The sequence below is a fragment of the Amycolatopsis sp. genome (assembly GCF_035546795.1).
GTDB lineage: Bacteria > Actinomycetota > Actinomycetes > Mycobacteriales > Pseudonocardiaceae > Amycolatopsis_E.
Map to the genome: position 1 here is coordinate 1 of NZ_DASZWC010000026.1, position 12,677 is coordinate 12,677.

Annotated in this window: 12 protein-coding genes and 1 pseudogene; 6 read left to right on the top strand and 7 right to left on the bottom strand. The window is 68.5% G+C overall.

All coding sequences use genetic code 11. The features are described 5' to 3' along the window. Positions 1-488 precede the first annotated feature (488 nt). The 3 genes and pseudogenes from VHD82_RS16595 to VHD82_RS16605 form a co-directional block, all read right to left on the bottom strand. Positions 489-1,673: pseudogene (locus VHD82_RS16595) on the bottom strand (S8 family peptidase); the annotation flags it as partial. A 154-nt stretch (positions 1,674-1,827) separates the two neighbouring features. Further along, positions 1,828-2,907, bottom strand: a complete 1,080-nt coding sequence (locus VHD82_RS16600; RefSeq protein WP_325703896.1) for an ABC transporter ATP-binding protein — start codon at positions 2,905-2,907, stop codon at positions 1,828-1,830. A 76-nt stretch (positions 2,908-2,983) separates the two neighbouring features. Continuing rightward, positions 2,984-4,183: an NADP-dependent malic enzyme gene (locus VHD82_RS16605; RefSeq protein WP_325703899.1), complete on the bottom strand. Its 1,200-nt coding sequence runs from the start codon at positions 4,181-4,183 to the stop codon at positions 2,984-2,986. A gap of 291 nt (positions 4,184-4,474) precedes the next feature. Between VHD82_RS16605 and VHD82_RS16610 the strand changes: the two genes are divergently transcribed. Then, positions 4,475-5,083, top strand: coding sequence for a dTDP-4-dehydrorhamnose 3,5-epimerase (locus VHD82_RS16610; RefSeq protein ID WP_325703902.1), 609 nt, complete (start codon positions 4,475-4,477; stop codon positions 5,081-5,083). Here VHD82_RS16610 and VHD82_RS16615 read toward each other — a convergent pair. After that, a complete protein-coding gene (locus VHD82_RS16615) occupies positions 5,076-6,689 on the bottom strand; it encodes a GMC oxidoreductase (protein WP_325703905.1) in 1,614 nt (537 codons plus the stop codon). The genes VHD82_RS16610 and VHD82_RS16615 overlap by 8 nt on opposite strands. Before the next feature lie 42 nt (positions 6,690-6,731). After that, positions 6,732-7,199: a hotdog fold domain-containing protein gene (locus VHD82_RS16620; RefSeq protein WP_325703908.1), complete on the bottom strand. Its 468-nt coding sequence runs from the start codon at positions 7,197-7,199 to the stop codon at positions 6,732-6,734. A 58-nt stretch (positions 7,200-7,257) separates the two neighbouring features. On the opposite strand from VHD82_RS16620, the gene VHD82_RS16625 reads away from it, so the two are divergent. Beyond that, positions 7,258-7,839, top strand: coding sequence for an acid phosphatase (locus VHD82_RS16625; RefSeq protein WP_325703910.1), 582 nt, complete (start codon positions 7,258-7,260; stop codon positions 7,837-7,839). Between the two features lie 11 nt (positions 7,840-7,850). Further along, on the top strand, positions 7,851-8,327 hold the full coding sequence (locus tag VHD82_RS16630; RefSeq protein ID WP_325703913.1) for a GNAT family N-acetyltransferase: 477 nt from the start codon (positions 7,851-7,853) through the stop codon (positions 8,325-8,327). Here the strand turns inward: VHD82_RS16630 and VHD82_RS16635 are convergent. Next, complete coding sequence (locus tag VHD82_RS16635) at positions 8,324-8,797, bottom strand: hypothetical protein (protein WP_325703915.1); 474 nt, start codon at positions 8,795-8,797, stop codon at positions 8,324-8,326. The two genes, VHD82_RS16630 and VHD82_RS16635, sit on opposite strands and share 4 nt — an antisense overlap. Before the next feature lie 389 nt (positions 8,798-9,186). Here VHD82_RS16635 and VHD82_RS16640 point away from each other — a divergent pair, with 389 nt between their 5' ends. Both VHD82_RS16640 and VHD82_RS16645 read left to right on the top strand, forming a co-directional pair. After that, positions 9,187-10,095 carry a diacylglycerol/lipid kinase family protein gene (locus tag VHD82_RS16640; RefSeq protein WP_325703918.1) on the top strand — a complete coding sequence of 303 codons (909 nt, stop codon included), beginning with the start codon at positions 9,187-9,189 and terminating at the stop codon, positions 10,093-10,095. Between the two features lie 289 nt (positions 10,096-10,384). Further along, complete coding sequence (locus tag VHD82_RS16645) at positions 10,385-10,639, top strand: WhiB family transcriptional regulator (RefSeq protein ID WP_144748923.1); 255 nt, start codon at positions 10,385-10,387, stop codon at positions 10,637-10,639. A gap of 277 nt (positions 10,640-10,916) precedes the next feature. On the opposite strand, the gene VHD82_RS16650 is transcribed toward VHD82_RS16645, so the two are convergent. Next, positions 10,917-12,422, bottom strand: a complete 1,506-nt coding sequence (locus tag VHD82_RS16650) for a sensor histidine kinase (RefSeq protein ID WP_325703923.1) — start codon at positions 12,420-12,422, stop codon at positions 10,917-10,919. A gap of 132 nt (positions 12,423-12,554) precedes the next feature. Between VHD82_RS16650 and VHD82_RS36810 the strand changes: the two genes are divergently transcribed. Beyond that, on the top strand, positions 12,555-12,629 hold the full coding sequence (locus tag VHD82_RS36810) for a 50S ribosomal protein bL37 (protein ID WP_098515123.1): 75 nt from the start codon (positions 12,555-12,557) through the stop codon (positions 12,627-12,629). Positions 12,630-12,677: the final 48 nt, after the last annotated feature.

Consider the following 12,677-nt stretch of genomic DNA (forward strand, 5'->3'; position numbering starts at 1 on the left):
CCCACACCCCTCCCCCGAACCGATCCCCAGCGCCCTCAGCGGTCGACGTGCCGTGTCAAGGCATCTTTCCCGCCTTGACACGGTGCGGCGACCGTTGAACACTGCGCGGATTGGGGCGGGGGTGGGGTCACAGAGCGCGGCCACGCGCGGCCGTTGCTGCCGCAACGCAACCGTTGCTGCGCAAGGGAAAAAGATCAAAAGATCTCCTCGCCTGAGGGGGCAGGCTCAAGGATGACCAGGGGAACGCAGTCAACTCACCACAGGTAGGTGGTTGCGTCGGTGGTCATCCCGTCGCCTACTCCCAGGAGTATCACTTTGAGCCAGACCCGTGCGCTTTGTGTGCTCGGCCGCCGGTTCGGCGCAGGGTGCGGGCCTGGCTCAAAGTGATTTCGGGGTCGCCGGCGACGGGATGACCACTCGACTCGGTTGTGTCCCAAAAGAACCCGGGCCCCGCCGCTCCGCGACGGGGCCCGGTAACGCATCGACTAGCTACCCGTGTAGAGCAGCACGTTGGGCGAACCGCTGCCGGCGCTGGTCACCTTGCCGGTGGTTCCCGCCGCAACCAGCGCATTGCGCACCGTCGCCGGGGTGGCCGCGGTGTGCGTGGCCAGGTACAGCGCCGCCGCGCCGGTTACGTGCGGCGTCGCCATCGACGTGCCGCTGATGGTGTTCGTGGCGGTGGTGCTGCCGATCCAGTCCGACTTGATGCTGCTGCCCGGCGCGAAGATGTCGAGGCAGCTCCCGTAGTTCGAGTAGCTGGCCCGTGCGTCGGTGCTCGTGGTGGCGCCCACGGTGATGGCTTCCGCCGTCCGGGCCGGGGAACTGTTGCAGGCACTGGTGTTGTCGTTCCCACCGGCGACCGCGAAGGTGACGCCGGCGGCGATGGCGCTCTTCACCGCGTTGTCCACCGAAGTCGAGGCGCTGCCACCGAGGGACATGTTCGCGACGGCGGGTTTGACGGCGTTCTGGGCCACCCAGTCGATCCCGGCGATCACCCCGGCGTACGTGCCGGAGCCCGAGCAGTCGAGTACGCGCACCGCGGTCAGCTGCACGCCCTTCGCCACACCGTAAGCACTGCCACCGACGGTCCCGGCGACGTGCGTGCCGTGGCCGTTGCAGTCGGTGGCGTTGCTGTCGTTGTCGACGAAGTCATAGCCGGACTTGGCCCGGCCACCGAAATCGCTGTGGGTCAGGTTGATCCCGGTGTCGATGATGTAGGCATGCACGTTGGACGCCGTCGTCGTGTACGTGTACTTGCTGTCCAGCGGGAGCGAGCGCTGGTCGACCCGGTCCAGGCCCCACGACGGCGGGTTGAGCTGGTCGGTGGCGATGGTGAACAGATGGTCCTGCTCGACGTAGGCCACGGAAGGATCGGCGGCGGCGCGCTTGGCCTGCGCCTCCGTCATCGTGGCCGAATAGCCGTGCAGGGCGGTGGAAAACTTCTGGTGCAGCACGCCGCCGAGTTTGCCGGCGAGCGTGTCGACGGCAGTGGAACCGTCCTTGAGCACGACGATGTAGCTGCCGGAGATCGCGTCGGCGCCGCCGGCACCGACGATCGAGCCCTCCTTCGCCATCGCGGGCGCGCTCGTGGCGACGGCCGCGACGACGGCCACGGCCGAGGCCAGGCCGAACGTGGTAAGGGATCTGAGAGTGGATTTGCGCACGGTATGCATTCCTCCTTGGCAGGGCCGGTCCGGCAGGCACAGACCGGACCGCAAGGGGTGAAAAGCATTCACGTAGCGAATGCGATACCGAGAGTAAAAGCGACAATCCACCGCCGGGAAGCCCCGGCACTCGAACAGCCCCGCCCGAAAGTAGGGCCGGAGGTCAGGAGCGGTTCTCGAGCACGTCCAGGATCTGCCGCGCCGTCACCGCGCCGACAGCGCGGCCGTCGTCGTCCACCACCACGCCCAGCCCGGCGGGCGAAGACAGGGCGGCGTCCAGCGCGCCACGGATCGCCGTTCCCTGCTGGTACAACGATCCGCCCGCGACGAGATCCACCTCGGTCAGCGCTCCGTCCACAGTGGATTCCGGGGCGAGCCACCCGCGCGGCTTGCGCTCGGCGTTGACCGCGAGCAGCCAGTCCTGCACCGGGCCCGACACCGTCTCCCCGAGCTCGACCGTGGCGATGTCCTTCACCTCCACTCCGACGGCATCCACAAAGGACAGACCGCGGTAACCCCGGTCCCTGCCGACGAACGAGGCGACGAAGTCGTCCACCGGATGCCGCAGCACGTCGGCGGGCGTGCCGTACTGCGCGAGCTTGCCGCCCACCCGCATCACCGCGACCTTGTCGCCGAGCCGGACGGCCTCGTCGATATCGTGCGTCACGAACACGATCGTCTTGCCCAGCTGCGACTGCACGCGCAGCAGCTCGTCCTGCAGCCCCTCGCGCACGATCGGGTCCACGGCCGAGAACGGCTCGTCCATCAGCAGCACCGGCGAGTCCGCCGCCAGCGCGCGGGCCACCCCGACACGCTGCTGCTGACCACCGGAAAGCTGTGCGGGGTAACGCTTTCCGAGCTCCGTGGGCAGGCCGACGGTGTCCAGCAGCTCGGCCGCGCGGGCACGCGCCTTGCGTTTGCCCCAGCCGGACAGCAGCGGCACCGTGGCCACGTTGTCGAGCACCGTGCGGTGCGGGAAGAGGCCGGCGTTCTGGATCACGTAACCGATGCCGCGGCGCAGCACCGGTGGGTCGGACTCGCGGACGTCCTTACCGTCCAGCAGCACGGCGCCGCCCGTCGGCTCGACCATCCGGTTGATCATCCGCAGTGAAGTGGTCTTCCCGCAGCCCGAAGGCCCGACGAACACGGTGATCGTGCCGTCCTCGACGGTCAGGCTCAGATCGTCGACGGCCACCGTGCCGCCCGGGTACTGCTTGGTGACACCCCGGAACTCAATGCCCACGCCAGCCTCCGAATCGCGGAGAACGGCCGGCCTCCCGTCGAGGAGACCGGCCGTCCGTCACAGCCTCGCGGCTACCCTATCCGGTAACCCCGTCTTCCACAGCCGCCTTGGCCACCGCGGCGGCGACCTCGGGCGCCACCCGTGGGTCCAGCGGGCTGGGCACGATCCGGTCCGGGCCGAGATCGTCCTGCGCCACCGCGACGATGGCCTCGGCGGCGGCCAGCTTCATGTTCTCCGTGATCGCCCGCGCCCCCGCGTCCAGCGCGCCCCGGAACACCCCGGGGAAGGCCAGCACGTTGTTGATCTGGTTCGGGAAGTCACTGCGCCCGGTGGCCACGATCGCGGCGTACTTGGCCGCGTCGTCCGGGTGCACCTCCGGGTCCGGGTTCGACAGCGCGAAGACGATCGAATCGGACGCCATCTCCTCGAGCAGGTGCGGCTCGATGGTCGCGCCGGACAGCCCGAGGAACACGTCGGCACCGCGCAGCGCCTCAGCCAGTCCGCCCCGCAGCCCTGCGGAGTTGGTGCTCCCGGCGAGCTTTTCCTTGATCGGGTTCAATCCCGGGCGGCCCTCGTGGATGATGCCCTTCGAGTCCAGCAGCGTGACGTCACCGATCCCGGCCTCCTGCAGGATCCGCGCGCAGGCGACGCCTGCCGCGCCCGCACCCGAGATCACCACGCGCTGGTCGGCGATGTCGCGGCCCAGCACCAGGTTCGCTCCGCGCAGTGCGGCGAGCGTGACGATGGCGGTGCCGTGCTGGTCGTCGTGCATGACCGGGCAGTCCAGCGCCTCCTTGAGCTTGTCCTCCAGCTCGAAGCAGCGCGGCGCGGAGACGTCCTCGAGGTTGACCGCGCCGTACGACGGGCGCAGCCGCACCAGGGTCTCGACGATCTCGTCGACATCGGTGGTGTCCAGCACCAGCGGGATCGAGTCCAGCCCGCCGAAGGTCTTGAACAGCACCGACTTGCCCTCCATCACCGGCAGCGAGGCGCTCGCGCCGATGTCGCCGAGGCCCAGCACGGCCGTGCCGTCACTGACCACGACCACCAGCCTGTCGGCCCAGGTGTAGCGCTGGGCGAGCGAAGCGTCCTCCGCGATGGCGCGGCTGACCTTCGCGACGCCCGGCGTGTACGCGATGGACAGGTCGCGCGGCTTCGAGATCGGCCTCGCGGCCGCGACGGACAGCTTGCCGCCCTCGTGACCGCCGAAGATCTCCTCGTCGGTCACCGGCGACGTGTCCTGTTCCTGCATCACTTTCCCTGTCGTTGAAGTCATGACGAATCCCTCCCGGGACTGCGAGCGGGGACCTCCCCGATCCCCCAGTAACGAACTGGTTCCTGCTGCTCGGCAGCCCGGCGCGGTGGCGCCGCCTACCGGCCAGGCGTCCGGTTCGGCCGTCCCAGCCCTTGGTGAGGCGACGGCCGCGGACGCGGCGGTCCCACCAGTGTGGCAGGCCCGGCGCAGGTAGTGATCCTCAGGTGCGGCTGACATCACAAAAAACGGCAGGTCAAGGCCCTGATAGCAAGACGTCCGTCCGGCTTGGTTGGCCGTGGATATGGTGAGCGTATGCAGGTGCGCGAGCTGGCCGTCCTGGACGCCTACGAGTTCTCCCCGCCCAAGTTTCCCGATCACCGCGGGCTGTTCGTGGCTCCGTTCCAGGAGCAGGCGGTCACCGAGACGCTCGGGCACCGCCTGCGCCTCGGGCAGACCAACCACAGCGTGTCCCGGCGCGGCACGATCCGCGGCGTGCACTTCGCGGACACCCCGCCGGGGCAGGCGAAGTACGTGTACTGCCCGCGCGGCGCGCTCCTGGACGTGATCGTCGACCTGCGCGTCGGCTCACCGACGTTCGGCAAATGGGACGCGGTACGGCTCGACTCGCAGGATTTCCACGCGGTCTACGTGGCCGAGGGCCTCGGGCACGCGTTCGTCGCGCTGGAAGAGGACACCGCGATGTCCTACCTGTGCTCCACGGGATACAACCCGGGCGCCGAGCACGGGATCACGCCGCTGGACCCGGAGCTCGACCTGCCATGGCCCGACGGCGTGCCCCCGATTCTGTCCGAAAAGGACACTGCGGCGCCGACGCTGGCGCAGGCGCTGGAGTCCGGTCTGCTGCCGGACTACAACGCCTGCCTGGCGCACTACAAGGCGCTGCGCGACGAACTCACCTGATGTCCTGCGCGATGACCCGCTCGATGTTGCGCTCGGCGAGCGCGGTGATCGTGACGAACGGGTTCACCCCGGTACTGCCGGGGATCAGCGAACCGTCGGTCACGTACAGGTTCGAATAGCCCTTGACCCGGCCGTAGAGATCGGTCGCCCTGCCCAGCACCAGGCCGCCCAGCGGGTGGTAGGTGAACCGGTTCTCGAACGCGCGGGTGTCGCCGAACAGGTCGTAACGGTAGATCGTGCCGTTCGCCGAGTTGATCTTGTCGAACAGGTGCTTCGCGGCGTCGATGGATGCCTGGCCCTGCGAGATCTCCCACTGCAGCCGGGCGGAGTCACTCGCCGCGTCGTAGGTGAAGTAGCCGCGCTCGGGGTTGCGGGTGATCGCCAGATACAGGCTCGCCCAGGTCTCGATGCCGGCGGGCACCGGCGCGATCTCGGCGAACACCGGATACCGCGGGTCGTCCCAGGCGTCGATGCCCAGCGCCGGCATCCCGGACTCCAGCGAGCCGACCGGGTCCCAGATGTGGTTGGCGCGGCCCAGCATCACGTTGCCGTTGGTGCCCCAGCCCTGGCCGACCGAATCGTCCAGCGCGGGCAGTTTCCCGGTTTCCCGCGCCCGCACCAGCAACTCCGTGGAACCGAGGCTGCCCGCGCCGAGGAACAGGTACTTCGTGCCGATCTGTTTGGTGGCCAGCACGTTGCCGTCGACGTCGCGCTGCCGGACGGTGAGCAGGTAGCTGCCATCGGACTGCTGCGCGAGGTCCCGCACCTCGTGCAGGGTCTGGATGGTGACGTTGCCGGTGCCGAGCGCCGCGGCGAGGTAACTCTTGTCCAGCGAGCGCTTTCCGTAGTTGTTGCCGTAGATCACTTCCGAGGCGAGCGCCGAGCGGGGCACCTGGCCGGCCTCTTCCTGGCGCAGATAACCGAAGTCATAAACACTGGGCACAAATGCGGTCGTCAACCCGGCGTTGTGTGCGTGTTTACGCGAAACCCGGGCGTATTGGTAGGAATCGCAGCTTTCGAACCAGGTCTGGTCGACACTGTTCACGCCGAGGCCCGCATTGGCGCGCGGGTAGTAGGTGCCGTACATCTCGTCGGCGTCGACCTCGGGCAGGATTTCCTCGAAGTACGAACGCTTCGGAACCACGGCCATCGCCCCGTTGACCAGGGAACCACCGCCGACGCCACGGCCGACGTACACGGACATGTCTCCAAAGTGGACACGATCGAGCACGCCCGCGTACGGGTCGATGTCGTGGTTGGCGATGTCCAGCCACAGGAACGAGGCCAGCGGCGCCTCGGTGCGGTTCTTGAACCACATCGAGCGCTTGTCGGGGCTGAGCATGTTCGTGAAGATCTTGCCGTCGCCGCCGGGCGTGTTCCACAGCTGGCCCATTTCCAGCATGACGACCGGAACCCCAGCCGCACCAAGGCGAAGCGCGGTGACCGCGGCGCCGTAGCCGGTGCCGATGATCACCGCCGGGGAGTAGTCGGCGGACTGCGCGGCCGAAGCTGTGCCGGGCAGGGAAATCGAGGTCAGACCCAACGCCGCTGCCGAGTTCAGCGCGGCCACACCGAGAAAACGTCTGCGAGACAAGGAGGTCGACATGACGCGAACCATATTCGCGTTCGACGTCTCTGTAAACGCCGTTTACCGATTGCTCCTGGTAATCCACACGGTGATCGTCGCGGTCACCACGGGTTGCCCCACGTTGTCCGAGACCGTCACCGGCACGTCGAGTTCGAACCCCTCGTCGCCGAACTCCGGCAGCTCGGAGAGTTCCGCCACCGCACGAAGACTCGTCTTGGCCTTCGCGACGTACGCGACGGTCATCCCCTTCGGCAGCCAACGGTGCGTAGCGGGCACAGTCGCCTCGGCGAGCATCCCCATCGCGACCTCCGCGAGGTTGCATGCCGCTATCGCGTGAAAAGTGCGAATGTGGTTGTGCACACCCCACCACAGCGGCCCAGTCACCTCACAGTGACCCGGACGCAGCTCCCGCACCGTCGGCAGCACGGTGCGGAAATACGGCACACGCAGGCACATCGCCGCCGAGAACAGCCTGTTGCCACCGGGCACGCGGGACAGCCTGCGCCACAGCGAATGCGTTTGGGTCATCTCACACCACCTTGTTACTCGCCGGTAGCCAAGCAGACCGGTGGCTATATTCGCAAGCGTGGACCACGAGCTCTTCCTTCTCCGACATGGCCAAACCGAGTGGTCCGTCAACGGACGGCACACCGGTCGCACCGACGTCCCGCTGACCCCGGCAGGTGAAAGCCAGGCCAGGGCCGCCGGGCTGACGCTCAACGGGCTACGCAGCGGGCCGGCGCTGGTGCTGTCCAGCCCACGGCAGCGCGCGGTGCGCACGGCCGAGCTCGCCGGCCTCGTGGTCGACGAGACCACCGAAGACCTCGCCGAATGGGACTACGGCGAGTACGAGGGGATCACCACCGCGAAGATCCGGGAGACCGTCCCGGACTGGACGGTCTGGACCCACCCCAGCCCCGGTGGGGAAAACAGTGACGAGGTCGGCGCCCGTGCCGATAAGCTCCTCGACCGGGTGCGCGCCGTACTTGCCGAAACCGAGGTGATCCTGATCGGGCACGGGCATTTCAGCCGGGTGCTGGTGGCCCGCTGGATCGGCCTGCAGGCCGCCGCCGGAGTCCACTTCGGACTCGACCCGGCCGGGGTCACGGTGCTCGGCGACGAACGGGGCGAGCCCAAGATCGAAAACCTGAACATCCCCCCGTCCTAGGTAGGTCCCCGTTGGTTCAGATCCGCCGCGTTGCCGAGTCCGATGTAGACACTGTCGTGCAGCTGGTGCACGATCTGGCCGCGTATGAGAAGGCGCCGGCGGAATGCCGGCTGGACGGTGAAAAGCTGCGCACCGCGCTGTTCGGGGAGACCCCGGCGGTGTTCGGGCACGTCGCCGAAGCCGACGGCGAGATCGTCGGCTTCATGGTGTGGTTCCTGAACTTCTCCACCTGGCGCGGCGTGCACGGCATCTACCTGGAGGACCTCTACGTCCGCCCGGAGATGCGCGGCTCCGGCCTCGGCAAGAAACTGCTGGCCACCCTCGCGGACGAGTGCGTCCGGCAGGGCTACGCACGGCTGGAGTGGTCGGTGCTGGACTGGAACCCGGCGACCGGGTTCTACAAGTCGCTCGGCGCGGTCCCCATGGACGAGTGGACGGTCTACCGCCTCACCGACAGCGCCCTGGAAAAGCTCGCCAAATCGGCCTAGCGGTCCTTTTCCCGCCGGGCGGCGCGGCCCTCCAAACCGCCCCGTTCGGCGGCCTCCTCCTCGGTCTCCCCCTCTTGCTGCCCCAGCGCCCACGCCCGTGACGGCTGGCGGAACAGCAGCACGAGGATCAGCACCCCGACGACGATGACCGGCACTCCGGGCCCTGGCTGACCGGACGGCGCCGCCAGGTACCAGCCGATGCCGACGGTGATCAGCGCCATCACCACGCCCGGCGAACGCGCCCACGTGTGCCCGAACGACAGCCCGACGGCGCAGAACAGCACGGCGAGCGCGAACAGGATGTAGAACGCACCCTCGGCCCACACGTTGTTCTTCGGCGCGTCGGAGGTGCCCGACGCCGCGAGCAGCACGATTCCGAACACCAGCAGCCCGAGCCCTGGCAGCGCGGTGACGAGACCGGCGGCCCGGACCTCGCGGGGCGCCGGCAGGATCTTGTCTGAGATCGACACGGGAAACGCGCCTTCCACCTGCGGCTGTGACCTTGTGTGAGCACTTTCGATGGTATGCCACCCGGTCGGCCGTTTTCGAACCGCCGCCATCCGGGACAAGATCTGTATGTCGTCGGCGAGCGGGCGGTCGGCCCGGGTGCACTTGTCACGACAAGCGGTTCGGCGCTTGTCACCAATGCGACCGAAAGCAGGCGAACGCGACCGGCAGCCGAGTGGTGTGCGGCCAGTCCGCCGTGGCTGCCGCCGGATTGGTGACCAGCGGCAGAGCAGGAGGTCCTCCGGCACTCGCAACGGAAACGTGACCTCGCTCCGCGCAGCTGTCCGCGTGCCAGGGTGACTTCGCACTCCGGCGCCGTACCGCGGATCGGTTCTTCACCTACCCTGCGGTTGTGCGCGCGATTCTCGTCGTCAACCCTCAGGCCACCTCGACCACCGCCGGCGGGCGGGATGTGCTGGCGCATGCTCTGGCCAGCCAGGTCAAACTCGAGGTGGTCGAGACGGACTACCGCGGCCACGCGCTCGCGGTCGCCCGTGGCGCCGCGCGCGACGGCATCGACCTGGTGGTGGCGCACGGCGGGGACGGCACGGTCAACGAGGTGGTCAACGGCCTGCTCACGGACGGGCCCGGTGAAGTGCCGGCGCTCGGCGTCGTGCCGGGCGGCTCGGCGAACGTGTTCGCCCGTGCCCTCGGCATCGCGCGGGATCCGATGGAGGCCACCCACCAGCTGTTGCACGCCATCGAGGGCGGCCAGAGCCGGACGGTCGGCCTCGGCCGGGCGGACGAGCAGTGGTTCACCTTCAACGCCGGCCTCGGCTGGGACGCCGACGTCGTCGCCACCGTCGCCGATCGCCGCGGCAAGCAGACCAACGCACTGCTGTACATGCGGGCCGCCGTGAGCTGCTATTTCCGGCCGCCGCGTGGCAGGACCCCGCTCACCGTGCACATCCCCGGCGAAGAGCCGATCGAGGTCCGCACGGCTTTCGTCTCCAACACCGACCCGTGGAGCTATCTGGGCCCGCGCCCGGTGCACCTGAACACCGGCACCTCCTTCGACACCGGCCTCGGCCTGTTCGCGCCGCGCACCCTGGGCCTGCCGGCCGTCTACCGGCACGTGCGGCAGGCGCTGCGCGCGCAGGCCAAGCACCGCGGGCGCAAGCTGGTGCGCTTCGATGATCTGCCGAAGGTCGGGGTCACGGCCGAGGAGCCGGTAAACTTCCAGGTGGACGGAGATCCGGTGGGTCCGCGGACCAGGGTCGAGTTCGTCAGCGTACCGAACGCACTGACCGTGCTGGTCTGACCGGCCCCCGCTGACGAGCCGTTTCCGGTGATCGTAGGCAGCAAAGTGCAACTTGCCGCTCGTCGACACCAAGGCCCCGCTCACCGCAAGGTCCTTCCCATCGGAACGGTGTTTCGGAGAGAAACCGCAGGTCAGCGCGGTCGCCCGACCAGGTGAGCTGACTCACCGATCTCCAAAAAACCCTTGTCGAAAGCGGTGCTTCGTGAAAGCATTCACAAGCACCCCAAAAAAACGACCGCCATGACGACTGTGGCGCATCACATTGCGCCCTTAGAAGGAGCTCACAGAAATGGACTGGCGCCACGACGCGGCCTGCCGAGACGAGGACCCGGAACTGTTCTTCCCCGTGGGAAACAGCGGCCCCGCTCTCTCGCAGATCGCCGAGGCGAAGACCGTATGCCACCGTTGCACCGTCGCTTCCGACTGCCTGGCCTGGGCACTGGCCAGTGGTCAGGACGCCGGCGTGTGGGGCGGCATGAGCGAGGACGAGCGGCGCGCCCTCAAGCGCCGTCGCGCTCACATTGGCATGCGCAGCAACGCCTGACACACACGATATGGCGCGGCTCGACTAGGCCTTGCACCGGCCCCGTCCAAAGCCCGCACCCCGGACCGTCTGAGGTCCGAAGTTAGACGCTCAAAGGGCTGGTACCACTTCGGTACCAGCCCTTTTGGCGTTTGCTGCCGGAGGCTTGACGGCGCAGGCGAGGACTTCTTTGATCTTCCGGCTTGCGTTGCGACAGCAACGCAACGCGCGTGGCCACGCTAAGGGCCGTGCGGGGGCGCCGTCGCGCCGCTCGGCGGAGGTTGGGTGGGCGGTCGCGCTAGAGGCGTCGGCTGAGGGGGATGCGCAGGGTGGCCTCGGTGCCTTGGCTGTCGCCGTCGCGAAGGCGGCGTAGGGAGAGCGAGCCGCGCAACTCCGACTCGATGAGGGTGCGCACGATCTGCAGGCCGAGCCCGTCCGCCCGCTCCAGCGAGAAGCCGGCGGGCAGGCCACGGCCGTTGTCCTTGATCAGCACGTCCAGCCACCGGGCCGAGCGCGTCACCGAGATTTCGACCTGGCCGGGGCGGCCATCGGGGAAGGCGTGTTCCACAGCGTTCTGCACCAGCTCCGCCAGCACCATCACCAGCGGCGTGGCGATCTCGGCGACGACCACGCCGAACGAACCGGTGCGGCGGATGCTCACCCGGGACTCGGCGGTAGCCACCTCGCCGACCATCGGCAGCACCTTGTCCAGCAGCTGATCCAGCTCGACACGCTCGTCGACCGACACCGAGAGCGCCTCGTGCACCATGGCGATGGAGGCCACGCGGCGCACGGACTCCGTCAGGGCCTGCTTGGCCTCGGCGCTCGTGGTGCGCCTCGACTGCAGGCGCAGCAGCGCGGCCACGGTCTGCAGGTTGTTCTTGACCCGGTGATGGATCTCGCGGATGGTCGCGTCCTTGGACAGCAAGGCACGGTCGCGCCGCTTGACCTCCGTGACGTCCCGCACCAGCACGAGCGCGCCCGCCGGCTGGCCGTGCGGGCGCAGCGGCAGGGCGCGGAACAGCACCACGGCACCCCGACGTGAATCGGCCTCCGTGCGGCTGCCCGGCTTGCCGTCGAGAGCGTCCAGGATCCGGTGGGCGACCTCGGTGGCGTCGAACGGGTCGCGGATCAGCGAACGCGTGACCGGCGCGAGCCTCGTGCCCACCAGGTCCGACTCGTAGCCCATGCGGTGATACGCCGACAGGCCGTTGGGACTGACGAACACCACGTTGCCGGTCGCGTCGAGGCGGATCAGACCATCCCCGACGCGCGGGCTGGTGTGCACGTCGCTTTGCGAATCGGGGCTGGGAAAAGTGCCGTCGACGATCATCTGGCACAGGTCGCCGGCGCTGCCGAGGTACGCGACCTCGAGCGGGCTCGGCACCCGGGGCGCGGCGAGGTTGGTCTCGCGGCTGAGCACCGCGATCACGTTCCCGGCGAACAACACCGGGATCGCCTCCCGCCGCATCGGCAGGTCCCGGTACCAGTGTGGATCCTCCTCGCGGCAGATCCGCGTCTCGCGCATCGCCCGCGCGAGCTGCGGATGCTCCTCCACGGTGAACCGGGTGCCGACGACATCCTCGGGATGCGCGGTGGGTGCGGTGGTGGGCCTGGCCTGCGCGACGCAGACGAAATCCCCGCCCTGGGCGTTGTGCTCCGGCGACACCGGCACCCACATCAGGAAATCGGCGAACGACAGGTCCGCGAGCAGCTGCCATTCGGCGACCACGGCCTGCAGATGGTCGGCGGCCTCGCCCGGCAGGCCCGTGTTCTCGGCCAGCAGGTCGGAAAGTGTGGACAAGAATTACTCCACTGAGGAGGACAGGGTTGTCGAACCAACTTACCAATCCGGCCGAAGGCAGGCCGCCCCGAGCAGCACAGTCCGGGCGCCGCCTGCCACACTGGCAGGAGTAAGTCAGACCGAGGAGTGCTCATGTCGAAGCGTGCCCGTAAGCGTCGCGACCGCAAGAAGAACGGCGCGAACCACGGCAAGAAGCCCAACGCCTGAGGCGTTTCGGGCGGAAAAAGGCCCCGGCGGGATCGCCGGGGCCTTTCT

Excerpts from the sequence above, each read along its gene's own strand:
- VHD82_RS16605 (WP_325703899.1), bottom strand. The coding sequence starts at position 4,183 with ATGACTTCAACGACAGGGAAAGTGATGCAGGAACAGGACACGTCGCCG.
- VHD82_RS16610 (WP_325703902.1), top strand. The coding sequence starts at position 4,475 with ATGCAGGTGCGCGAGCTGGCCGTCCTGGACGCCTACGAGTTCTCCCCG.
- VHD82_RS16615 (WP_325703905.1), bottom strand. The coding sequence starts at position 6,689 with ATGTCGACCTCCTTGTCTCGCAGACGTTTTCTCGGTGTGGCCGCGCTG.
- VHD82_RS16620 (WP_325703908.1), bottom strand. The coding sequence starts at position 7,199 with ATGACCCAAACGCATTCGCTGTGGCGCAGGCTGTCCCGCGTGCCCGGT.
- VHD82_RS16645 (WP_144748923.1), top strand. The coding sequence starts at position 10,385 with ATGGACTGGCGCCACGACGCGGCCTGCCGAGACGAGGACCCGGAACTG.